Annotated in this window: 20 protein-coding genes; 13 read left to right on the top strand and 7 right to left on the bottom strand. The window is 46.5% G+C overall.

Translation table 11 applies throughout. The features are described 5' to 3' along the window. Window positions 1-76 precede the first annotated feature (76 nt). Window positions 77-1195 (bottom strand): acyltransferase family protein, encoded by a 1119-nt coding sequence (locus tag ABD960_RS15370; RefSeq protein ID WP_345332083.1) that lies wholly within the window; start codon window positions 1193-1195, stop codon window positions 77-79. A gap of 355 nt (window positions 1196-1550) precedes the next feature. Here ABD960_RS15370 and ABD960_RS15365 point away from each other — a divergent pair, with 355 nt between their 5' ends. The 13 genes from ABD960_RS15365 to ABD960_RS15305 all read left to right on the top strand — a co-directional run bounded on the left by ABD960_RS15365 (window position 1551) and on the right by ABD960_RS15305 (window position 15475). Continuing rightward, entirely contained in the window at window positions 1551-2270 is a 720-nt protein-coding gene (locus ABD960_RS15365) for an LOG family protein (RefSeq protein WP_345332081.1), read from the top strand. Between the two features lie 98 nt (window positions 2271-2368). Continuing rightward, window positions 2369-3802, top strand: a complete 1434-nt coding sequence (locus ABD960_RS15360; protein ID WP_345332079.1) for a L,D-transpeptidase family protein — start codon at window positions 2369-2371, stop codon at window positions 3800-3802. A 21-nt stretch (window positions 3803-3823) separates the two neighbouring features. Continuing rightward, entirely contained in the window at window positions 3824-4693 is an 870-nt protein-coding gene (locus tag ABD960_RS15355; protein WP_345332077.1) for a universal stress protein, read from the top strand. Between the two features lie 113 nt (window positions 4694-4806). After that, window positions 4807-7191: a heavy metal translocating P-type ATPase gene (locus ABD960_RS15350; RefSeq protein ID WP_345332075.1), complete on the top strand. Its 2385-nt coding sequence runs from the start codon at window positions 4807-4809 to the stop codon at window positions 7189-7191. Beyond that, a complete protein-coding gene (gene ccoS / locus ABD960_RS15345) occupies window positions 7188-7349 on the top strand; it encodes a cbb3-type cytochrome oxidase assembly protein CcoS (RefSeq protein ID WP_345332073.1) in 162 nt (53 codons plus the stop codon). The genes ABD960_RS15350 and ccoS overlap by 4 nt, the downstream gene beginning before the upstream one ends. Window positions 7350-7444: 95 nt before the next feature. Further along, a complete protein-coding gene (gene ccoN, locus ABD960_RS15340) occupies window positions 7445-9577 on the top strand; it encodes a cytochrome-c oxidase, cbb3-type subunit I (protein WP_345332071.1) in 2133 nt (710 codons plus the stop codon). 5 nt (window positions 9578-9582) lie between these two features. Then, complete coding sequence (locus ABD960_RS15335) at window positions 9583-9774, top strand: hypothetical protein (protein WP_345332070.1); 192 nt, start codon at window positions 9583-9585, stop codon at window positions 9772-9774. Beyond that, complete coding sequence (locus ABD960_RS15330; RefSeq protein ID WP_345332068.1) at window positions 9771-10664, top strand: cbb3-type cytochrome c oxidase N-terminal domain-containing protein; 894 nt, start codon at window positions 9771-9773, stop codon at window positions 10662-10664. Before ABD960_RS15335 ends, ABD960_RS15330 begins: the two co-directional genes overlap by 4 nt. An 11-nt stretch (window positions 10665-10675) precedes the next feature. Continuing rightward, complete coding sequence (gene ccoG / locus ABD960_RS15325) at window positions 10676-12067, top strand: cytochrome c oxidase accessory protein CcoG (protein ID WP_345332066.1); 1392 nt, start codon at window positions 10676-10678, stop codon at window positions 12065-12067. After that, a complete protein-coding gene (locus tag ABD960_RS15320; protein WP_345332064.1) occupies window positions 12054-12494 on the top strand; it encodes a FixH family protein in 441 nt (146 codons plus the stop codon). Before ccoG ends, ABD960_RS15320 begins: the two co-directional genes overlap by 14 nt. Then, window positions 12491-13177 carry a sulfite exporter TauE/SafE family protein gene (locus ABD960_RS15315; protein WP_345332062.1) on the top strand — a complete coding sequence of 229 codons (687 nt, stop codon included), beginning with the start codon at window positions 12491-12493 and terminating at the stop codon, window positions 13175-13177. Before ABD960_RS15320 ends, ABD960_RS15315 begins: the two co-directional genes overlap by 4 nt. A gap of 96 nt (window positions 13178-13273) precedes the next feature. Continuing rightward, a complete protein-coding gene (locus ABD960_RS15310; RefSeq protein ID WP_345332060.1) occupies window positions 13274-13621 on the top strand; it encodes a hypothetical protein in 348 nt (115 codons plus the stop codon). 78 nt (window positions 13622-13699) lie between these two features. Next, on the top strand, window positions 13700-15475 hold the full coding sequence (locus ABD960_RS15305; protein WP_345332058.1) for a hypothetical protein: 1776 nt from the start codon (window positions 13700-13702) through the stop codon (window positions 15473-15475). Window positions 15476-15546: 71 nt separating this feature from the next. On the opposite strand, the gene hemN is transcribed toward ABD960_RS15305, so the two are convergent. The 6 genes from hemN to ABD960_RS15275 form a co-directional block, all read right to left on the bottom strand. After that, window positions 15547-16914 carry an oxygen-independent coproporphyrinogen III oxidase gene (gene hemN, locus ABD960_RS15300; protein ID WP_345332056.1) on the bottom strand — a complete coding sequence of 456 codons (1368 nt, stop codon included), beginning with the start codon at window positions 16912-16914 and terminating at the stop codon, window positions 15547-15549. A gap of 13 nt (window positions 16915-16927) precedes the next feature. Further along, entirely contained in the window at window positions 16928-17956 is a 1029-nt protein-coding gene (locus ABD960_RS15295; RefSeq protein ID WP_345332054.1) for a 2-hydroxyacid dehydrogenase, read from the bottom strand. Between the two features lie 80 nt (window positions 17957-18036). Continuing rightward, window positions 18037-19086: a response regulator gene (locus ABD960_RS15290; RefSeq protein ID WP_345332052.1), complete on the bottom strand. Its 1050-nt coding sequence runs from the start codon at window positions 19084-19086 to the stop codon at window positions 18037-18039. Then, window positions 19083-20273 carry a PAS domain-containing sensor histidine kinase gene (locus ABD960_RS15285; RefSeq protein ID WP_345332050.1) on the bottom strand — a complete coding sequence of 397 codons (1191 nt, stop codon included), beginning with the start codon at window positions 20271-20273 and terminating at the stop codon, window positions 19083-19085. Before ABD960_RS15285 ends, ABD960_RS15290 begins: the two co-directional genes overlap by 4 nt. Window positions 20274-20388: 115 nt before the next feature. Further along, the gene (locus ABD960_RS15280; protein ID WP_345332048.1) at window positions 20389-21315 is read right to left on the bottom strand and encodes an AraC family transcriptional regulator; all 927 of its coding nucleotides are present in this window, start codon (window positions 21313-21315) and stop codon (window positions 20389-20391) included. A gap of 684 nt (window positions 21316-21999) precedes the next feature. Further along, a complete protein-coding gene (locus tag ABD960_RS15275) occupies window positions 22000-22575 on the bottom strand; it encodes an outer membrane beta-barrel protein (RefSeq protein ID WP_345332046.1) in 576 nt (191 codons plus the stop codon). Between the last annotated feature and the right edge of the window lie 258 nt (window positions 22576-22833).

The raw sequence follows: 22833 nt of genomic DNA, 5'->3' as shown, positions 1-22833 counted from the left end.
GCTACCGCCGCTTATAGTTAACAGGCGGGTAGGGGGAGGTGTTTTTTATAAAGATATTTCTTTATAACGATGTATTTTATGCCTTTACCGCCCGTCGTTTTAACCAGGCCCTTACCGGTTCGTCATACCATTTTAACGCTGCATAAGCTACCGATACCGATACCACGAAAGTAAGCAGGGCATATGGCAGTGCATGGCCGAAGCCCATACCCTTGTCGCGACTGACCCAGCCGGTATAAACATAAATAAAAGGGTAGTGGGTGATATATAACGGGTACGACAGATCGCCCAGGAACTTACTAAGCTGTTTGCCTTTTGCGCTATGGATCTGTCCGCTGGCACCCATATACACAATTAGCGGAAATATCAGGATGATGACCAATGATTCGTACAAACCATTCGTCCATACATTATCCGGGCCGCCAATGCGCGGTATGGCCAGTACAATAACCAGGATAATCGTACACCATAAAAAAGCGTTTTTAATATAAGCAGGTCTGGTAATGCGCGATAGCAGTAAACCGCCAAAGAACGGGAACAGCATTCGGGTAAAGCCAATGCGTGTATGTTCAAGGTTGGGTGTCCATCCGCCTATAACGTCTCCGTTAGGTCCGGTTAAAAGGTAGTGTACCAACAGCGCTGCCGATGCTAATACCAACGCCCACAAAGCGCCCTTGGGCAGCTTGCGTACGCCAAGAGCGTATAATATATTGGCAATATATTCAAAATATAACGACCAGCCCGGCCCGTCCAGCGGGTGCATTTCCTGCCAGCCACGGATGTCCCATGACGCAGGTACCGGTATCAGCGTAAAGCCAACCAGCATTACTATCAGCAGCTTCCAGACTGGTACGGTATGTATGTTGGGCCACAGGGGAGAATCAGAATAATAAAAACAGATGGCACCGATAACCATGCCCACGATAACCATCGGTTGCAGCCTTGCCAGCCTGCGCCTGAAGAAACCGCCGATGGTAAGCTTGCCCCACCGGTCATCATAGGCATAGCCGATTACATAACCCGAAAGCAGGAAAAAGAAATCAACCGCCAGGTAACCGTGGTTGATCATCATATCAAACTTACTGGTGGCATGTGCCTCGCAAATATGAAAGGTAACTACAATAAGCGCCGCTACGCCGCGCAGCCCGTCAAGTATTTGGTAATGGGGTTTAGCATTTAATTGGTTAGATAGCATGGTGCTAAAGATAGCAGAATATATAAAAAAGAGAATGGCCTGTCACCCTGAGCTTGTCGAAGCGCTGAGCAGATGCTAAAACCGGCGGCGGGTGTGTCGAAAAGCATGACAAAGATGCGGGAGCAAAACAAAATAAGAATGCTGATGAAGCTGATTGGTCGACGTTTGCATATAGATTTAAAGGTGCTGTAATTTATGAATAAAGCGTTTGATAACTTCTTTATCAGTTACAGATGTCAGGTGATACGGCAATCCATGCTTCTCATCACCAATCCCCGTGACCATTGTCACTTCCTATTAAGTTCATCGTCATAATATTTGTAAGCGGCATATAGTGCCGGTAAAACAGTCAGTAATGAGCAAGTCAGAAATTGTGTTTCTTGATGGACCGCAGTCGCGGTGGCGGGAGTTTAAGTTTGCTGTCAAAACTTTGTTCGAGCTTATCCACGGGTTCAGGGCGCTGCATTTTGTGGGCCCGTGTATCACGGTATTTGGCTCGGCCCGTTTTAAGGAGGATCATCCGTATTATGATGTTGCCCGCCGTGCTTCTGCCGCTTTTGCGCGGCTGGGGTTTACCATACTTACGGGCGGCGGTCCCGGCCTGATGGAAGCCGCTAACCGTGGCGCTAAGGATGTAAACGGCCGCTCGGTAGGCTGTAATATACAGTTACCCGTTGAGCAAATGCCCAATCCCTATCTGGATAAATGGGTGTACCTCGATCATTTTTTTGTGCGCAAGGTGCTGCTGGTAAAATATTCGTTCGCTTTTGTGGTGATGCCCGGCGGGTATGGTACGCTGGATGAGTTTTTTGAGGCGCTCACCCTTATCCAAACCCATAAAATAAAGGATTTCCCGATCATCATTATGGGTAAGGTCTATCATGCCGAACTGCTCAGCTACATCGAAAAAATGAAGAGCGAGGCCACCATCGGCGCAAAGGATGATCACCTGTTTTTAGTGACTGATAGTATTGAAGAGGCCGTGCAACTCATCACCGAGAAAAGCATTAAACAGTACGGCCTCAAGCCCAAACAAAAATACAAACCCTTTGCCTGGCTGTTTGAGCGGCGTTAACATTAGGTTAAACTTGCGTAGCATCAGCGTATAATGTGATGGCCGTCACATTTTAATCGCCCAGCCTTACCGACCTTTACACCGTAAACAGCAAAGTCATGAAAAAGCTTGATTATCAATATGTAAAGTCGGTAATGTTGGGTGTTATATTACTTATAAGTGGTATAAATGCAAGCCTTGCCAATACCCGGCAGGATAGCCTGATCGCCATCCAAATAAAAACATGGCTTAACGGTGCCGGTGCGCCTTTGCAGTTCCCTAACTCGGTAACCCGTTTTTACAAACAGGGCGATTATATGCCCATCTGGATAAAGCCATTAACCAACCCGCGCCCTACCTGGAATGCCATGATGCTGCTTGATTGTGTAAAGCAGTACGGTTTAACGCATGATGATTATCATCCGCAACAACTGAGTTATGACAGGCTGCACACCATGCTCGAAACTCCCGAAAATATTACTGATGCCGACAAAGCGTATTTTGAAATACTACTTACCGACGCGCTGATAACCCTTACCAACCACCTGCATTATGGCAAACTTAACCCTGTACAAACCCCGACGGTTATTGATGCAAAGGCCAATGCCGTTTTTGATGCCGGGCTGGTGCTGCGCAAAGCCATCCGTTTTGAAGATCCGTCAGCAGTGATACTGGGCGTGCAACCCGCGTTTACTGAATATGCCGACCTGCAAAGTATGCTACGGCTGATGACCGGGCAATATGTAGGTGATTGTTACGAAACGCCCGGTGCCGAAGTGCAAAAGGTAGCCATTAACCTGGAACGCCTGCGCTGGGTTAATGCCGATGACAAGGCCTATCTGCTTGTTAATATACCATCGTATACACTGCAATATCATCTGCCTGATACGGCTTACCGGTTCAGGGTAGTGGTGGGTAAACCATTAACCCCAACCCCTGCGCTGCAAAGTATGGTAAAGTACTTTACCACCGCACCGGACTGGCGTGTGCCCAATAAAATATTTATAAAGGAGCTGATGCCAAAAGCCCTGCGCGATACAAGTTACTTAACCCGTAACCAGTTTGCACTGTTCAACAGCAAAGGCCAGTACGTAGCGGCCACGCCGGCAATGCTTAAACAGATCAGTAATAACCCGGCGGGGTATAGCGCAAGGCAGTCATCAGGTTGTGATAACGCGTTGGGGCTTATTGTTTTTAGGTTTGATAACCCGTACAGCATTTACTTGCACGATACGCCCGAGAAAAGTTTGTTCGCCCAAACTCAACGTGCCCTTAGCCATGGCTGTGTACGGGTTGAAAATGCCGATAAACTGGCCGCCCTGTTATTGGTAAATGATAGGGCGGCAGGCAAGGTGCCTATACTCAAAAAGGCGCTGCTCAACTATCAAACCAATACGTTTACCCTTAAGCGTGGCGTAGCCATCAAGATCACCTACCTCACCTGCATGGTTACCAATGGTGTGCTGACTGATTATCCGGACATATATAACCAAGACAAAGCCCTTATAGCCGCTTTATATAATGCTGATACTACACTGGCTGTTCAAAAATAATCATTTTTTAAACTGAAAATAATGAAAACCATATTCGTCCCTACCGATTTTTCGGCCGTTGCCGAAAACGCCGCACAATATGCTGTTAAGATAGCCGGAGCTATCGGCGCGCGTGTAAAGCTGTTCAACAGTTTCCGCATCGCGGCTGAATCGCCCCTGGCGCCGCAGGTGGCCTGGCCGCTGTATGATTATAATGCCGTGGTTGAAAACACCACCGCCGCGCTAAACAAGCTGGCCGGCCAACTCACCCATGCCGACGAAACCCGCCGCGTTGAGGTGCTTACCGCCTGCGAAAGCTCCGCCGGTAACGTAGCCGAAATGGTAAACGAAAAAGCGGTTGAGGACAGGGTTTGCCTAACCGTAATAGGCACATCCGGCGCCGGCGACGTGCAGAAATTCTTTCTGGGCAGTACCAGTAACGATATGATAGGCAAAACAACGGTGCCGCTGCTGCTGGTACCGCCAAAGCATGCCTATAAACCCATCAGGCGCATAGCCATCGCTACTGACCTGAGCGATCAGGAAATTGAAGTCGTGCAGTCGGTAGCCAGCCTGGCACGTTACTTTAAGGCTGAGCTGGTATTGTTTCATGTAACCAAAAACAATTATCAGTATGAAGGCAAGGTTGACGCCTACCTGCGCGATGTTACCAATCGTATAAACTACAACAACGTATTTTACCGCCACGTGCAAAACACTGATGTTAACCGTGGTTTGGAATGGATAGCGGAACATGGCATGATTGATATGCTGGCTATTATACACCGTGAGCATAACTTTTTTGACCAGTTGTTCAGCCGCAGCCATACCCACCATGCGGCAAAGCACATTGATATTCCGCTGCTGGTTTACCCATGCGCGAGCAAGCGCTTCATCGCGCCTAATTTCTAAAGTGTAATATTTAAAGGCCTTAAAATGTGATGCACGTCACTTTTGAGGCCTCTTTGCATCATTTAACCGGTGGGGTGGTAATCACACCTTTGTATTAACTAAAGCGAGCCATTATGTTAGTTAATACCACTACAAAATCAACATGTTACCACTGCGGGCAGGATTGTGAGGAAACCACCTATCAGTTTGACGAAAAGGAGTTTTGCTGCGTAGGCTGCCGTGGGGTGTATCAGGTACTATCGCAAAGCGGGTTGTGTAATTACTATAATTATAACGAGCATCCCGGTGCCAACCGCGCCCGTACCGATAAACGCTTTGAATACCTGGATGAACCCAGGATCATCAGCGACCTGGTTGATTTTACGGATGGCGGTATCACCATCGTTACCTTTTATATCCCTTACATCCATTGCAGCTCGTGCATCTGGTTGCTGGAGCAGTTACACCGGCTTAACCCCGCTATTTATTACAGTCGGATAGATTTTTTGAAGAAACAGGTAAACATCCGTTTCGATAATAGTAAGATAACCCTGCGCCAGGTGGTTGAGCTGTTGTTTGATATTGGCTACGAGCCACATATTAACCTGCAGGATGTGGTCAAAAAACAATCTGCCGGTCAAAAAGATAACCTGGTGCGTAAGATTGCCGTAGCCGGTTTTTGCTTTGGCAACGTAATGCTGCTGAGTTTCCCAGAATATTTAGGCCTTTCGGGACAAGAAGAAAGTTTCCGCCAGTTTTTTGGCTGGTTGAACATCGTGTTCTCGCTGCCGGTAGCATTTTACAGCGGCACCGAATACTTTACATCGGCTTATCACAATCTTAAAAATAAGGTGCTGAATATTGATTTCCCGTTGGCGCTGGGTATTGCCGTGCTGTTTATACGCACCGTTGCCGAGATACTCACCCATAGCGGTCCTGGTTTTGCCGATACGCTTTGCGGGTTAGTATTCTTTCTGCTGGTCGGTAAATTTGTTCAACGTAAAACCTATTACCATATTTCTTTTGAGCGCGATTACCGGTCGTTCTTTCCCGTGGCGGTTCAGGTGATAAGTGATGAAGGAGAAAAGCCCTTACCATTGAGCGACCTGAAAGTGGGTCAGCGCATCCGTATCCGTAATAACGAGATCATTCCTGCCGATGCCATCTTATTAAAAGGCAACGCCATGATCGATTTTAGTTTTGTAACAGGCGAATCGGCACCGGTAAATAAAACTTTGGGCGAAATTATTTATGCCGGCGGCCGCCAAATGGGCGAGGCTTTGGAGATGGAGATTGTAAAACCCGTATCGCAAAGTTACCTTACGCAGTTATGGAATAACGAGGCCTTTACCCGCCAGCAGGATAACCGGATGCAAACCTTTAACGAGCGGGTGAGCAAGCATTTTACCATCGTGCTGCTGGTAATCGCTTTTGGTTCGCTGTTTTTTTGGTTGCCTTTCGATTGGCAGCGGGGGCTTTCTGCGTTTACCGCCGTGCTGATTGTGGCCTGTCCCTGCGCTTTGGCGCTGAGCACGCCGTTCACCATGTCGGCCGCTTTGAGCGTGTTCGACCGTAACTTTTTTTACCTCAAAAATACCGCAGTGGTTGAGCAGTTAGCCCGCATTAATACCCTGGTGTTTGATAAAACAGGCACCATCACCAACAACAATAATAAAGTACTTACCGACCATACCACGCTTTCGGCCACGCAAAGGCAGTTGGTGCAAAGCGTGTGTATCAACTCCGGGCATCCTCTTAGCAGGCAGATCTGCGCTTATTTAGGAGCGGGTACAGTTTTGCCTGTATCGGCTTATAACGAAGTGCCGGGCAAGGGCATCCGTGCCGTAATAGGCGATCATCTGGTGGCCATTGGCAGCAGCGAATTTGTAGTGGATGGTGGTTACGAGTTAGGCAACACCACTATGGTACACGTCACTATTGATGACTTTTATTGCGGTTATTACAGCTTTAACCACCAATACCGTGAGGGTTTGCAGGACGTGGCCGCCTTATCGCCTGATTACAATCTCTACCTTTTATCCGGCGATCAGGATCATGAGCGCCGGGAGTTGCTGCCTTACTTTAACAACACAAACATGCTGTTCAGGCAATCGCCGCAGCAAAAGCTGGATTTTATAAAAGAATTGCAAAGCCGGGGCAAAAAAGTAAGTATGCTGGGCGACGGGTTGAATGACGCCGGCGCATTAAAGCAAAGCGACCTGGGTATTGCCATTACCGATAACGTGAACAACTTTTCGCCGGGCAGTGATGCCATTCTGGACGGGCGGTCGTTAAAAAGTTTTCCGCGGTTTTTAAAATTCGCTAAGGATACTGTAAAGGTTATCCATATTTCCTTTTTTATATCGCTTACCTATAACCTCATCGGTTTAAGTTTCGCGGTAACGGGCAAACTATCACCGCTTACCGCGGCTATCCTGATGCCGCTAAGCACGGCCACCATCATATCATTCACCAGTATTGCCACCCATGTGGCAGCCAAAAAGCGCCAATTGTTATGAGCATAATTTATTTTTTGATAGGGTGCAGCATACTGCTGGCCCTGGGCTTTTTATGTGCCTTTTTTTGGGCGCAGCGCAAAGGCCAGCACGATGACCTTTATACCCCCTCCGTGCGCATCCTGCTGGATGATGATACCTCCGGCGAAGCCGAAAAATGATCTGTATCATGTTTTTGGCCAACGGGCATCACGTGCCGGGCACGTCAGTCCGGGTAATTTTACACCATTAATTTATTTGAACTAACCGCAATATTATGCAACCCGAAAAATTTTACTACGATAACAAGATTGTACGAAATTTTGGAATTGCCACCATTGTTTGGGGAATTATAGGGATGACGGTAGGGCTACTGGTAGCCATGCAGTTATTTAAACCCGGCATGAACATGGGCAACCAGTACACCACCTTTGGCCGCATACGCCCGCTGCATACCAATGCGGTGATCTTCGCGTTTGTGGGCAACGCCATTTTTATGGGCGTTTACTACTCGCTGCAACGGCTGTTAAAGGCCCGCATGTTCAGCGATGCCCTGAGCAAGATCCACTTTTGGGGATGGCAGCTTATTATTTTATCAGCTGTTATAACACTGCCGCTGGGTTTCACCACGTCGCATGAGTATGCCGAATTGGAATGGCCTATAGATATCGCCATTACGCTGATATGGGTAGTGTTTGGTATCAACATGTTCGGTACTATCATTAAACGCCGCGAGCGGCACCTGTACGTGGCCATCTGGTTTTACATTGCCACATTTGTAACCATAGCGGTGCTGCATATCGTTAACTCGTTCGAGCTGCCTATATCAGGTTTAAAAAGCTATTACCTGTATGCCGGCGTGCAGGATGCGCTGGTGCAATGGTGGTACGGGCATAACGCGGTGGCTTTCTTTTTAACTACACCATACCTGGGCATGATGTATTACTTTTTGCCTAAAATGGCCAACCGCCCGGTGTATTCATACAAGCTGAGTATCCTTCACTTTTGGGCGCTGATATTTATTTATATATGGGCAGGGCCGCACCACCTGTTGTACACCACCTTACCGGGTTGGGCACAATCACTGGGCATCGTATTCTCTATTATGCTGATAGCGCCAAGCTGGGGCGGCATGATCAACGGGTTGCTTACCCTGCGTGGCGCCTGGGATAAGGTGCGCGATGATGTGGTGCTTAAATTTATGGTGGTTGGTTTAACCGCTTATGGTATGGCCACCTTTGAGGGGCCGCTGTTATCATTAAAGCAGGTAAACGCCATTGGCCACTTTACCGATTGGATAGTAGCCCACGTACACGTAGGCGCTTTAGGCTGGAACGGTTTTTTAACCTTTGCCATACTGTACTGGCTGATACCGAGAATTTACCGTACGCAGCTTTACTCAACCAAACTGGCCTCATTCCATTTCTGGATAGGTACGCTGGGTATCTTGTTCTATGCCGTGCCGATGTATTGGGCCGGTTTTACCCAGGGGCTGATGCTTAAAGAATTTACACCCGAAGGCATCCTGAAATACCCCACCTTTTTAGAAACCACGCTGCGCATCATCCCGATGCATGTTATGCGTGCTGTTGGCGGGGGGCTGTATTTGGTTGGTGTAATTGTAATGGCTTATAACCTGGCACGCACCATGGCCATAGGCAAGCTGGTAGCGCAGGAACCCGCCGAAGCGATGCCGTTGGAAAAAGTTTTTGTAGCCCATAACGAGGGCGACAACTTTTGGCACCGTGTGCTGGAGCGTAAGCCGATACAACTCATGGTACTTTCATTACTGGTGATACTGATAGGCAGTATCATTGAGCTGATCCCAACCATGACCATCTCCTCAAACGTACCCACCATTGCCAGTGTAAAACCTTATACCCCGCTGGAGTTGCAGGGGCGTGATATATACATCCGCGAGGGTTGCGTTAACTGTCACTCGCAAACGGTAAGGCCTTTCCGGTCTGAAACGGAGCGTTACGGTGAGTACAGCAAGGCCGGTGAGTTTGTGTATGATCACCCTTTTCTTTGGGGATCAAAACGTACCGGGCCCGATCTGCAACGAGAAGGGGGTAAGTACAGCAACGCCTGGCACTATAACCACATGCTCGATCCACGGCTGATGTCGCCGGGCAGTATTATGCCGAATTACGATTGGCTCATCAACCAAAAGCTGGACACCACCACCACGGCATCAAAAATAAACGCCATGCGCACATTGGGTGTACCGTATGCCGCCGGTTACGACAAGCTGGCCAATACCGAGCTGGATAAACAGGCCAAAGGCATTGCCGATAACCTGGCCAAAGACAAGATCAAGGTACAAAGCGACCGCGAGATAGTAGCCCTGATAGCCTATCTGCAACGCCTGGGTACTGATATTAAAGTAACTAAAACCGCTAATAACTAAGCGCCATGTTTAAACAATTTGTACAGGGTATTGATGGTAACCAGGTTTACCTCATCACCTCGTTAGCCATATTCCTACTGTTCTTCATCGTGGTAACGGTAATGCTTATCCGCATAAAAAAGCCACACGCCGACTACATGAGCGATATACCCCTGAGCGATAATCAACCTACACACTTAAACATACAAGAGCTATGAAAAAGCTATTGACCGCGTTGGTGCTGATAACAACTTTAGGCACTGCCCCTGTAATGGCAGCCGATGATACGTTGATGCCTGTTGATACCATGAACTACATTGGCTACGGTGCCATTATGCTGATGCTGGTATTATTTGTAGTAACCATGCTGGTGCTGCTGCGTACGTTTAAAGTACTTACCCGCCTGCTGCTGGGTGCGGAGGCTAAAATTGCGCCTGCCGAGCCTGAAGCCGAGGTAGTACCCGCTAAACCAAAGAACAGCCTGGTAAATAAGCTGCTCTCTTTACGCCCGATGGCCGAGGAAGAGTCGCTGCTTACCGAACATGATTTTGACGGCATTAAGGAGCTGAACAACCCAACGCCTGCCTGGTTTATGGGCTTGTTCTACATTACCATTGTGTTTGCTGTTGGTTACCTGCTTGTTTACCATGTATTTGGCATAGGGCAATTGCAGGATCAGGAATATCAAACTGAAATGACCATCGCCAATAAGGAAAAGGAAGTCTTTTTGTCAAAATCAGCTAACCGGGTTGATGAAAATACGGTCACCCTGTCAAAGGATGGCGCGGTGCTGCAATCGGGCGCTACGGTATTTAAAACCCATTGTGCCGCCTGCCATGGCGAGAACGGGCAGGGTGTAGTAGGCCCCAACCTCACAGACGAGTACTGGCTGCATGGCGGCAAAATAAACGATGTGTTTAAAACCATTAAATATGGCGTGCAGGCCAAGGGTATGCCTAACTGGGAGAAACAGCTTACCCCTAAACAAATTGCCGATGTAGCCAACTACATCAAATCAATATACGGAACAAAACCTGCCGGTGCCAAAGAGGCGCAGGGCGATATATACAAGGATGATGATGCCGCCGCTAAAACGGCATCTATTTAAAAACTAAGAAAATGCTTACCACTGATATTAACGCACAACCTAATACTACCAATGGCGGTGGCCGTAAATGGATGTACCCGGTTGTGCGCAAAGGTAAGCTGTACCGCTACCGCAGCCTGTTAAGTTATGTTTACCTGCTGCTGTTTTTCGCGGGGCCATTCATCAGCATAAACGGGCACCCATTGTTACTGCTTAATGTGCTGGAGCGCCGCTTTGTAATACTGGGGCAGGTATTTTGGCCGCAGGATTTCTTTTTGTTTGTGCTGGCTATGCTGGCAGGGTTGGTGTGCATCATACTGTTCACCATAGCGTTCGGCAGGGTATTTTGTGGGTGGATATGCCCGCAAACCATTTTTATGGAGATGGTTTTTCGTAAAATAGAGATCTGGATTGAGGGCGATGCCAAAAAGCGCCGCAAGCTGGATGAAGGCCCGCTAACCCGCGAAAAACTGGTCAAGAAAACATCAAAGCATATCATCTTCATCGTGCTATCGTTTTTGATAGCCAATACTTTCCTGGCCTACATTATCGGTAAAGAAACACTGATCGGTATTATAACCGAGCCGGTTGATATGCACTGGTCGGGCTTTATCAGTATTTGTGTATTTACAGTAGTGTTTTACTTGGTGTATAGTCAAATACGCGAGATAGTGTGTACCGTGATCTGCCCGTACGGGCGCTTGCAGGGTGTGCTGATTGATAAGAGCACGCTGGTGGTAGCCTACAATTTTTTGCGTGGCGAACCGCGGGGTAAGATCTCTAAGAAAGAAGATCAAACTAAAAAAGGCGATTGTGTGGATTGCGGCTTGTGTGTGGATGTTTGCCCTACAGGCATTGATATACGCAAAGGCACCCAACTGGAGTGTATTAACTGCACCGCTTGTATTGATGCCTGTAACCAGGTGATGGAAAAGATCAACAAGCCGCTTAACCTCATCGGTTTTTACTCCGAAGAAAGCATCGCCCAAAAGGAACGGCCAAAGTTTAACGGGCGCATGGTTGCTTACAGCGCGGTAATTGTGGTGCTGCTGGGTGTGCTTACCTCCTTTGTGCTTAAACGCAGTGCGGTTGATGTTACCATACTGCGGTCGGCAGGGATGCTTTACCAGGAGCAGCCGGGCGGTTACATCAGCAATATATATAATGCCGATCTGATCAATAAAACCAGCACTCCGCAACAGATCACCTTGATTACTGATGACCCTGCTATCCAAGTAAAATACATACAAGCCCCGGGTAATTTAAAGGCCGAAAGCGAGGGTAAGGCGGTTTTCTTTTTAATGATACCCGCCAGCAAAATTAAAAGCGCTAAAACAGATATTGAAATTAAAGTGATGCGGGGCCATGAAACGCTCAGCACCATATCAACAGCATTTATAGGACCGGTTTATGGAAGCAATTAAAAATTGGAATTGGGGCAAATGGCTGGTTACCGGTATGGTAACCTTTATGCTCTTTATTATCTGCATGGCGGTTTACATGTTAATGCAGCCTGCCGATGATTATGATAACAGCTATTATGAAAAAGGCCTGGCCTACAACAGTGAATACTCGCAGCAAAAAAATGTACAGCAGGATAATGCACAGCCTGTAATTAAGGTAGCAGGCAACACCCTGAACATTCAGTTTACCGGCGAGGCAAACGGCAAACTCACCTTCCTCCGCCCGTCAGGGCAACGGTTTGATAAAGCTATGGATCTGGCTACCGGCACGGGTGGTTTGTTCAGCGTACCGTTAACTGATTTTAAGCAAGGACGGTGGCAACTGGTTATCAACTGGCAGCAGGGCAGCAGTCAATACTTATATAAACAAGAGATCACCTTACCATGAGCGACTGGCAGGTAGCGTTTTTTATCGGCCTTTTCGGCAGTGTACATTGTATTGGCATGTGCGGGCCGTTAATGCTGGCCGTGCCCTTTAGCGGGCGCTCGGCGTGGCTGCTTGCTTTTGATAAACTGCTGTACCAGTTTGGTCGCACCATAAGCTATGTGATACTCGGTTTGATCATCGGGTTGATAGGCAAGCAAATATGGCTGGCCAACGTCCAGAACGGGTTAAGCATTGTAAGCGGAGTGCTCATAATCCTGGCGGCTTTATCCCGCTTAATTAAACACTCTTTTAAAAGTACGGGCATCGCTGTAAAGTTGATGCAGCCGTTTAATAATATGCTGGTATGGGCGTTAAAAAACCGTGCCGGGCATTTAATTACCGGTATGCTCAACGGCTTGCTGCCCTGCGGTTTTGTTTACCTGGCACTAATTGGCGCAGTAAATACAGGTACGGTGTCGGGTTCGGCCGGGTTTATGTTTTGGTTTGGAATGGGCACGCTGCCGCTGATGTTCGCCGCCGCGCTTGGCAGTGGCTTTTTTACCGTATCGCTCAGGCGAAAGCTGAATATAGTGGTGCCTTATTTTATGCTATGCCTGGGGGGGTGGTTTGTGCTGCGGGGCCTGGCGCTTAATGTGCCCTATCTCAGTCCGGCGGGTATGGATGCACCCGCGTTATGCAAATAAAAAATGTGCGTAAGGTCACTTTTTGTAATGATGGCTGTCATGGTGCAGGTTAGCGTTTATCCGCAATTTTGAATTGTAAACAAAACGATAAATGTTATGGCAACTATAAAAACAATAACCCCGCATTTCGTAAGTGATAACCAACCGGCAACCCTGCATTTTAACTTGTGGGACAAGTTTAATGAGTTTGCCGACGCGCAAAAAAGCAACCAAACCCTATGGTTCTTTTTAGTACTGATGGTGCATGGCGTAGTATTTTTACCCATCCCGGCAGTATTGAGCTACTACTTTGACGGCTCTGCCGCGGTGTTAGCCGTAACCATGATCTGCTTTTTTGCAAACCTGATCGCCAATATGGCCGGAGCCGGTATCCGTACCGTACTTAAGCTATTCGCGGCCAGTATTTTAATTCACGTGGCAATGATCATCATTGTAATAGTTTAACAACAGGATTAGTGTGGTATGAATAAAAAAGCGGTTATCAGCCGCTTTTTTTATTGAATAAAATTGATTTAAATAACGATGCATAATTTTCATATCCCCGTTTTAGGGCTGGCCTTTTCTATTGATACCCCGCTTAAAGTAGCGCGCTATGGCATATCATCAGTAGTTTCAATTGTTGATGATGAGCTGGTAGAGCGTATGCGAGAATTTCATACGCGTGAGCATAATGACGAATATATCCCGATCAAAAAAAATGAGCACGATTATCGTGCAAGGCGCATCAGGGCATATCTTGATATGCTGAATACCTATGTTACCAAACAGATGTTAGCGCTAAAGCAGCAGCCATTTAGCCAGGGTTACGATATTGACCGCTATTTTGAAATGCTGCCCGATGGCTCGCCATTAAAACAAAAATACGTACTAATGCAAAACACCGGTGATGCCGAACTGAAACACAAACTGGAGCAGCAACTGCGTAACGAGATGCAGCCCGGCAGTATCGATGTAAATATTATGGCCAAGGTTGATAAAATGAACTTTGACAAGGATGGCCACAGCACCGGCGAGATCAACACCGATGCCTTAGCCGCGTTGCGTGGTTTTGCACAAAGTGGCCTGAATGCCTCGGTCATACTATCAGCCGGTATGAACCCGCGGTTGTATAGTTACCTTGAGGAGTTCAGCGATTTTTTTCCGGATGCTGATGGAAATACTCGGAAGCGGGTGATACTGAAGGTGAGCGATTACCGGTCGGCATTGATACAGGCAAAATTTTTGGCTAAAAAAGGCATCTGGGTACATGAGTTCCGTATTGAATCGGGCCTGAACTGCGGTGGTCATGCTTTTGCCACTGATGGCCTGTTGCTTGGTCCCATATTGCAGGAATTCAATGAAAAACGCCAGGAAATGTTTAATGAGTTGCAAGCTATGTACTTGCAGGCATTAAATGGAAAGGGATATAGCGTTGTCAATAACCCGTCAACGCGCATCAGTGTGCAAGGAGGCATAGGCACCGCTGCCGAAAATAGCTTTTTGCTGGAGCACTACGCGCTGGATGCCACCGGCTGGGGGAGTCCGTTTTTACTGGTGCCCGAAGCTACCAATGTTGATGAAGAAACACTGCACCAGTTAACCGAGGCAAAGCCGGATGATTTTTACGTAAGCGCTGCATCTCCGCTGGGTGTGCTGTTTAACAACTTTAAACCTGCAAGCATACAGCAGTTGCGGTTAAAGCGTATTATGGCACATCGCCCTGGCAGCCCCTGTACTAAAAAATATTTGTGTACCAATACCGAGTTTACGGCCGAGCCCATCTGTACGGCATCACGTCAGTATCAGCATTTAAAAATTGAACAGCTTATGGCAGCTAATCTGCCCGTAGATGAGTTATACCGGCAGATACACGAAGTAACCGAAAAAATATGCCTTTGCGAAGGATTGGCCGTGTCAGCCTATATTAAAAATAATCTGTTAAAACCCCGCGAAAATAAGGCTGTAGCCATTTGCCCCGGCCCTAACCTGGCTTATTTTAAGGCTACATACTCGTTAGATGAAATGGTAAATCATATATACGGTAAGCTTAACCTGCTTAAAAATGTGAGCCGCCCTAACCTGTTCATTAACGAGCTTAACCTTTACCTGGAGTACCTGAACAAAGAGGTTGCCCGCTCGGTAAACAACATGAACACCAAAAAGGAAAAATATCTCGACAAATTTAGGCAGCAGCTACAGCAGGGTATTGATTATTATAAGGCGCTGATACCCCAGATAAGCAACCAAACCCGCGAGTATTTGCAGGAAATGCAAACCATGCTGCAAACCTGCGAAGCGCAACTGAATGCCATAGCATAAGCACAAAAAAAGCGGCCAAAAGCCGCTTTTTTTAATTGTTAATTGATTGGGTTCGGGTTTGATTATGTGTTTTATCCGTTCATGCTGAATAATTGCGTTGCAGGCTTGTTTTGCCATAGCTTTTCATCAAACGCCATACATATATTACGTAAAAAGCGTTTGCCAAGCGGTGTAACTTTCAGGCACCGGGAATTTAGTTCTATCAGGCCGTCATCCATTAATGGCTCAAGCCGTTCAATGCTTTTTAACAGCCCGGCAGATGTTTGGGCATCATGATCCCAGCAGGTTTGGCCCTTGCACATAATATTCAGTATATGTCGGCGCAGCAGCATATCCTCGTTGGTAGATTGATGAAGCTTGATAAGTGACAACCGGCCAGCGTTGATCAGATTCAGGTACTCATCTATCTTTTTAGCATTCTGCGCGTAAGCGTACCATGAATCGCTGATGGACGATACGCCAAGGCCAATAAGCAACTGGGTATACTGATGGGTATAACCCATAAAGTTGCGGTGTAAACGGCCACCCTGTTCCGCCTGGTAAAGAGAGTCGGTACTTAATGAAAAATGGTCCATACCAATATCATGGTAACCGATATTTTGAAACAGCTCGCAGCCCAGGTCATACAGCTTACGTTTCAGAAACGCGTTGGGCAGATCCTTTTCGGTATAGCGGCGCTGGCCGGGTTTTATCCAGGGTACATGGGCGTAGCTGTAAAAGGCGATACGGTCAGGCATCAGCAAGGCAACCTGTTGCAGGGTATCCGCCATGCTCTCTACGGTTTGCAGTGGCAGGCCATAGATCAGGTCGTAATTTATAGAGGTGTAGCCAATGGCACGCGCCTCGTCGGTTACTTTTTTAACCTGTTCAAAACTCTGAATCCGGTTAATGATGAATTGCACCTTCGGGTCAAAATCCTGAATGCCGAGGCTTAACCGGCGAAAACCCAGATCGTACAGGGTTTGCAAATGCTCCGTAGTTGTATTACCCGGATGCGCCTCGAAACCAAATTCAGCATTTAGGTGAATGGCGGTATCATCGAGTAATCCTTCAATCAGTACCTGTAAATTTTGCGCGCTAAAAAAGGTTGGTGTGCCGCCGCCCAAATGTATCTCCCGTATCACGCGCTGCTCATTAAAGATGGCTTTATACATGCCCCATTCCTTCAGTACAGCCTCAATATAGGGTTGCTCTACGCTGTGGTTTTTGGTAATGCGGGTGTTGCAGCCGCAATAGGTGCACAGGCTTTCGCAGTAGGGCAGGTGAATATACAGGCTGATGCCATCGGTATTGTTGGTTTGCGTAAATGATGCCTTTACGGCGCGTTCCCAGTCTGCGGTATCAAAAGGGGTATTATCCCAATAAGGTACAGTAGGGTAGCTGGTATAGCGCGGCGCGGCAACATTATATTTTTCTGTAAGTGCTTCTAGTATGGGCATGGTTTTGGGCTATTTAGGCGATGATTTTAACAGGCACAACTTCGGTGCGGCAACTGTTGGCGCAGGCACACGCATTGCCGGTACATTTGTTTTGCTGCCACAGATCGAGGTTTTTGATAGTTTGATCACAGATCTGCTGCAAAGCCTCGTTGGTTAAAAATGCCTGGTGCGGGGTAACAATCACATTCGGGTGAGCCATTAAACGGGTAAGCAAATCATCCTTTTGCGCATCATGGGTATGATCCTGAAAGAACAGGCCTTTCTCATTCTCGTAAACATCCAAACCTAAATAGCCTATCTGTCCCGCGTTTATTGCTAATAAGGCCGATTCTGTATCGATCAACCCACCACGTGATGTGTTAAGCAGCATAACACCCTGTTTCATTTTGGCGATGCTTTCATTGTTGATAATATGGAAGGTATCGGGCGTAAGCGGCGCGTGTAGGGATATTACATCTGATTGTGCCAGCAATTCATCCAGCGTAACCAGTTCGATACCCTGTAAACGGTCGGGTTTGTGTACGTCATAACCAATAACACGGCAGCCAAGCCCTTTAAAAACGGCGGCTGTCGCCAGGCCGATATGCCCCAAACCGATCAACCCGACGGTTTTACCGTAAAAATTGAAACCGATCAGCTCATCCAGCTTAAAATCAAAGTTAAGGCCATGCTGATGCGCCGTAATTAAACGCCTGCTGAGCGCAAGGGCTAAGGCTACAGTATGTTCGGCAATGGCTTGTGGTGAGTAGATAGGCACGTTGGCCAGCTTAATGCCACGTTTACCTGCGGCGACTTTGTCAATATGATCGGTACCTACGGAGCGTGTGGCAATGAATTTAATACCCATATCAGCCAGTTTATTAATCACCGGGGCTGAGGCATCATCATTGGTAAATATCACTACTGCATCTTTACCTTGCGCGTAAGCGGCCGTTTCAATACTTAACGGGTTTGATATAAGGGTTATATCATGTTTCTTTTGATTGGACTTTGCCAGGAATTCCTTTTCAAAAGCTTTTATACTGTAGGCTACAACTTTCATCTGTTAATTGCTTTGCTACAAAGGTAGGCCTGCGATTACAGCTAAAACATGCGTGCCGTCAGCACAAAAAATGATATTCGTCAGTTTTTCATTTTTATCAGTCGGTTCATATCCAGTATGTTTATCTGGCTGCCTTTTTTTTCTATTGATCCCTCTTCCTTAAAATCGGTTAAGGTACGGCTAACGGTTTCTGTAGCCATGCCTGCCATGGCGGCCAGCTCATCGCGTGATACTTTAAACTGCGACGGATCAGCCGATTGCTTGCTCAGGCGGATAAGTACCTGCGCCAAACGCTTACGTACCGAATTGTAAGCAAGTTCAATTAACTGTTCTTCCTTTTCGCGCACGTTGTTGGCCAGTATACGGATGAATTGCTGCCCCACATCCGGGTATTTGTTCAACAGGTTGATGGTCATGTCCTTTGGTAACAAACACACGGCTGAATCTTCTACTGCCTCGGCGGTATCGGTGTAGCTTTCGTCCAACAGCAGGGCATGTATACCCAGGTAATCTTCAGCCCGGTACATTCCGGTCAGCAGTTCACGACCGTCCTCGGCCATTTTTATGGTTTTTACGCTGCCCTCCAGCACCAGGTACAGGCCTTGCGGGGTATCGCCATCGTAATAAAGGATCTGCTTTTTCTTGATCTGCCGTACTTTACGCCCGGCTATCATCTCCCTTAATTCAGCCAGTCCCTGGCCGTTTCCGCTGGCCAGTTTCTCCAGTTTATCTATTGATTGATTGTAGTACTCCTCCTGCCGCTGTTTCTTCTTCAGTCGCGATTCAATGGCGTTCAGTAACTCGATATCGTCAAAGGGCTTGGTCAAGTAATCATCAGCACCCATCTCCATGCCCTTTCTAAAGTCTATCCGCTCGGCCTTTGCGGTCAGGAAAATAAAGGGCGTGCCTGCGGTTTCTGCGTTTTTGCCCAGCATGTACAGTACGCCGTAGCCATCCAACTCGGGCATCATAATATCGCATAATATTAAGTCAGGCTTATGCTGAAAAGCCAGGTCGACACCCGCTTTGCCGTTGTTAGCCTGTAAAACCTTGTAGCCGCTAAGCTCTAAAATCTCGGCGGTGCTTTCCCTGATGTCGTTATTATCTTCTATGATCAATATGGTTGTCATGCCTGTACCGGAAATGCTAAAGTGAATGATGTACCCTGGTTTATTTTGCTTTCAAATGCTATCCGCCCGTTCATTAAAGTCGCATAACGGGCAACAATGTTTAGCCCTAAACCGGTGCCCGGTATATTGCCGGTATTATGCGCCCTGAAAAACGCCTCGAACAAATGTTTCTGGTCGCTTTCGGGTATGCCAATGCCGTTGTCTTTTATAACGATGGTAAGCTGATAATCAGTAAGTTCAGTATTAAACTCAATAAAAGTATGTTCGCCGCTATACTTTATAGCGTTGCTGATGAGGTTGATAATGCAGTTGCGCAGTAAGCCCTGGTCAAGCCTTACCATACTGGTTGTACCGGTATGCTGGTAAACAATATTTTGTGCCTCCTTGGCTATCATCTGCATTTCCTCAGTTATCTCTTCGGCAAATTTTACAATATCAAAAGGGGTAAAAACAGGCTCTACCTTGCCTGCCTCCAGGCGCTCTAACGACAAAAAATCATTCAGAATGCTGGTTAAATTACCTATTGATGCTTTTATTTTGTTGATGTGCTTGGTAATGTTGGGATTCTCGAACTGCGAGGCATATTTCTCTATCAGCACGGCCGAAAGCTGGATAGCACTCAATGGCGTACGGAACTCATGCGAGGCCATGGATACGAAGCGGCTTTTTAACTGGCCGAGTTCCTTTTCCTTTTCCAGCGAAAGGCTGACCTCTTCTTTAGCTATTTGCAGGGCATCAACGGTTTTTTTGAGAGATAAGGTGCGCTCTTCAACCTGTTGCTCCAGGTTAGCGGCATACTCGCGCAGGCGGTCTTCGGCTTCTTTTTCGCGGCTCAGATCGTGTATAAAGCCCGTGTATATTTTCCTGCCTGAATACTGCACCTCGCTTACCCCCAGCCTGAACGGAAATACCGTACCATTTTTGCGCAAACCCTGCACTTCGCGGCCAATACCTATAATGTGTGGTTGCCCGGTACGTTGGTATCTGTTTATATAGCCGTCGTGCTGCTCCCTGTCAGGCGGGGGCATCAGCATGGAGATGTTATGCCCTACAACTTCTTCGGGCTCGTACTGAAACAGCTTACACGCTGATGGATTAATGGACTCGACCCGGCCGCGCTCATCAATGGTGATGATACCATCAATGGCATTCTCAATAATTGCGTTTAGCAGTGCGGCTTTGTCCATGCGGTTAAAATATGATATTGCGCACAAATATCATAATAAGCAAGGTTATCCTGAAATGATAACACACAGCCCGAAAAGTGACCGGGATCATTTTCAGGCCTGCTCAAGGGCGATTTTATATCGCTACCGCGTGTATCAACTGATATGATGTTGGGTTGTGGCCGGTATACTGTTTAAAAAAGCGGCTAAAATGCGAGGGTGTATCAAACCTTAATTTATCAGCCACCTCTTTTATAGATAAGTTTGCCGATATTAACCAATGCCTTGCCTCGTTAAATAACCGCTGGTGAATATGATGCAGCGGTGCCAGGCCTGTTTCACTTTTCACCACCTCGCTCAGGTACTTGGCGCTTACGGCTAACTCGTCGGCATACTCCTGTACTGTACGTTTGGTTAAATAGTGCTCGTCCGCCAGTTCCAAAAATTGTTGGGTTAATTGCACAGCCCGGTTGTTAGCGTGGCTTATCACAGTCGGCTCGGTACAAACGCGGTAACCTTGAAGCATCAGTTCAATAAAGGTGAGATATGCCATCTGCTCGTGGAAGATGCGGGTACCATAGAGTTCTTTTTCCAGCTTATCAAAAAGCTCACGCATTACTCTTAGCCGGTCAGCAGATAATTCGCAAAAGGGCGTAACCCTTTCCCCCGGGGTAATTATTTCGAGTATGCCTGCCTGTTTGATCAGGCTGCTGCTCAATAGTTTTTTATGGAATGACAGTATGGTGAGCTGCAATCCGTTAGAACTATTTTGATAATCAGGTATTTGTCCTGGTAATAGTAAAAACATGCTGCCCGCGTTAAAGTTATGTATCAGGTTGCCGGCAATAATCTCGGTATAACCTTGTTTGCCTAAAAGCAGGTGGTAATGTGTATCGTGGTAGTGGTGCTGTGCGTTTTCATTAGTATGGTGATGTATGGTCATCAACTCATCCAGGTGGCCTTTTGCGTTAACAGCCTGATTGCTGCCGGAGGCTATAATGGCTTGGGCAGATTCAGGTAGCCGGGTGTCAACAAAGTGATCTGTAAGGTAGCTTTGTTTCATATATAATATTTAGCTCAGCAAAAGAAGGAGTAATACGCATATAAGTGGTAAGCGAATTCTCATAATAAGGTAAGCCAAATGTCATACTGATAGAAATGACGACCATTGAAATGAGTTAACTCTTGCTAAAAATTCTTATATTTAAACGACTGAAAAGCCTGATTTGCAGATAATGAAAGCAAACTTAATTGCCCGCTTGGGTATAGAATTAGTGATTATAAGTTTAATAATAGCTATAACAAGTTATGCTGTGGATTTGATATTGAGTTTTAGGCGGGCAGTAAACAATGTAGTTTATATACCATTATACTTCATCGATGCGCTGATTTTTCGTACCTGGATAATTGCGCTTGGTATAATCGTATTTTATTTAGTATTTAGAAGAGTAAGCTATAACAGGTATATATTTCTAAAATGTTTTCAGGTATGTTTATTGGATACATCATTTCACCAATTGTATTTAAAGATGAAATGTCAGTAACTATAGCCAATAAAGAATTAAAGGTTGCTTTAACTTATATATTATCAGGGCTTTTTTCGGTTTTAGTAATTCAGTTGTTAATCATACCTAAATGGTTTCAAAAGAGGTATAATATTTAATGATTGTTTAGCCCCAATAGCAAAAAACAGCGCCTGCGATAAACATCGCAGGCGCTGTTACTATATTATTAAACACTATTTATATTATAAACCAAAGCTGTAAGCTACACGCAGGGCGAGCAGGTTATTGCTTTTGCCATTGTCGGTAAATTTTGAGTTACCTTCAAAGCGTACACCGGCATCAATGTAGTTGTTGCCGCCTACGTTAAACAGGTAACCTACCTGCGGCGCGTAAACAAACGCTGCTGATTTGGTTGCGCCTACATCGCTTTTGTTGGTCAGGAAAGCGGCACCGGCTTCGCCTTGTACATAAAAGTTTTGTACCGGAAAGTATTTTAAACCTGCTTTTGCCGGTATTAATTGCAAATTTTCGCCTTTAACGCCATTAATTTCTTTAGCGAAGTAGTTTTGGTAACCACCGTTAACGGTAACATATAACTGATCTTGCAGGATCGGGAAGTCAGCCTGAACTGATCCGCCTACGCTCCAGTTGTAGCTGTCTTTAAAGCTGCCTACAGGCAAACCAAAATCAGGGCCTACACTTAAACGGATACCTGAACCTGTAGTAGTTGTTTTGCCGCCATCTTGTGCGTTAGCGTTAATTGAGAATAAAGATACTATTGCAAGTGTCAGTGCACTTAATTTGATTAAAGTTTTCATCTTGATATTATGATATTAGTTGCTGTTTCAAATATTGAAACAGGTTGTTTTTTGGCAGAATCATGGAGCCGGCTTCACAATCTCCTGCCTGTTATGCTATGGCTTTTTACTTCCATAGTTTTAACATCACAAAAGTACCTCGCGATTATGGGGTGGGCAATCCCCAAACTTCGGCAGATGTAACCAATTTTTCGGTTAAGTGTCAGTAATCAGCAAGTAATAGCCATTTTGGATATAATGCATAAAAAACGCCCTGCA

Origin of the sequence: Mucilaginibacter defluvii, assembly GCF_039543225.1 — a bacterium.
Lineage (GTDB): Bacteria > Bacteroidota > Bacteroidia > Sphingobacteriales > Sphingobacteriaceae > Mucilaginibacter > Mucilaginibacter defluvii.
Note: the sequence above shows the minus strand (reverse complement) of the source record. Positions and strands in the feature narration are given on the sequence as shown.

Excerpts from the sequence above, each read along its gene's own strand:
- ABD960_RS15320 (WP_345332064.1), top strand. The coding sequence starts at position 12,054 with ATGGAAGCAATTAAAAATTGGAATTGGGGCAAATGGCTGGTTACCGGT.
- ABD960_RS15335 (WP_345332070.1), top strand. The coding sequence starts at position 9,583 with ATGTTTAAACAATTTGTACAGGGTATTGATGGTAACCAGGTTTACCTC.
- ABD960_RS15370 (WP_345332083.1), bottom strand. The coding sequence starts at position 1,195 with ATGCTATCTAACCAATTAAATGCTAAACCCCATTACCAAATACTTGAC.
- ABD960_RS15360 (WP_345332079.1), top strand. The coding sequence starts at position 2,369 with ATGAAAAAGCTTGATTATCAATATGTAAAGTCGGTAATGTTGGGTGTT.
- ABD960_RS15365 (WP_345332081.1), top strand. The coding sequence starts at position 1,551 with ATGAGCAAGTCAGAAATTGTGTTTCTTGATGGACCGCAGTCGCGGTGG.
- ABD960_RS15295 (WP_345332054.1), bottom strand. The coding sequence starts at position 17,956 with ATGAAAGTTGTAGCCTACAGTATAAAAGCTTTTGAAAAGGAATTCCTG.
- ccoS (WP_345332073.1), top strand. The coding sequence starts at position 7,188 with ATGAGCATAATTTATTTTTTGATAGGGTGCAGCATACTGCTGGCCCTG.
- ABD960_RS15330 (WP_345332068.1), top strand. The coding sequence starts at position 9,771 with ATGAAAAAGCTATTGACCGCGTTGGTGCTGATAACAACTTTAGGCACT.
- ABD960_RS15290 (WP_345332052.1), bottom strand. The coding sequence starts at position 19,086 with ATGACAACCATATTGATCATAGAAGATAATAACGACATCAGGGAAAGC.
- hemN (WP_345332056.1), bottom strand. The coding sequence starts at position 16,914 with ATGCCCATACTAGAAGCACTTACAGAAAAATATAATGTTGCCGCGCCG.
- ABD960_RS15350 (WP_345332075.1), top strand. The coding sequence starts at position 4,807 with ATGTTAGTTAATACCACTACAAAATCAACATGTTACCACTGCGGGCAG.
- ABD960_RS15280 (WP_345332048.1), bottom strand. The coding sequence starts at position 21,315 with ATGAAACAAAGCTACCTTACAGATCACTTTGTTGACACCCGGCTACCT.
- ABD960_RS15305 (WP_345332058.1), top strand. The coding sequence starts at position 13,700 with ATGCATAATTTTCATATCCCCGTTTTAGGGCTGGCCTTTTCTATTGAT.
- ABD960_RS15355 (WP_345332077.1), top strand. The coding sequence starts at position 3,824 with ATGAAAACCATATTCGTCCCTACCGATTTTTCGGCCGTTGCCGAAAAC.
- ABD960_RS15275 (WP_345332046.1), bottom strand. The coding sequence starts at position 22,575 with ATGAAAACTTTAATCAAATTAAGTGCACTGACACTTGCAATAGTATCT.
- ABD960_RS15315 (WP_345332062.1), top strand. The coding sequence starts at position 12,491 with ATGAGCGACTGGCAGGTAGCGTTTTTTATCGGCCTTTTCGGCAGTGTA.
- ccoN (WP_345332071.1), top strand. The coding sequence starts at position 7,445 with ATGCAACCCGAAAAATTTTACTACGATAACAAGATTGTACGAAATTTT.
- ccoG (WP_345332066.1), top strand. The coding sequence starts at position 10,676 with ATGCTTACCACTGATATTAACGCACAACCTAATACTACCAATGGCGGT.
- ABD960_RS15310 (WP_345332060.1), top strand. The coding sequence starts at position 13,274 with ATGGCAACTATAAAAACAATAACCCCGCATTTCGTAAGTGATAACCAA.
- ABD960_RS15285 (WP_345332050.1), bottom strand. The coding sequence starts at position 20,273 with ATGGACAAAGCCGCACTGCTAAACGCAATTATTGAGAATGCCATTGAT.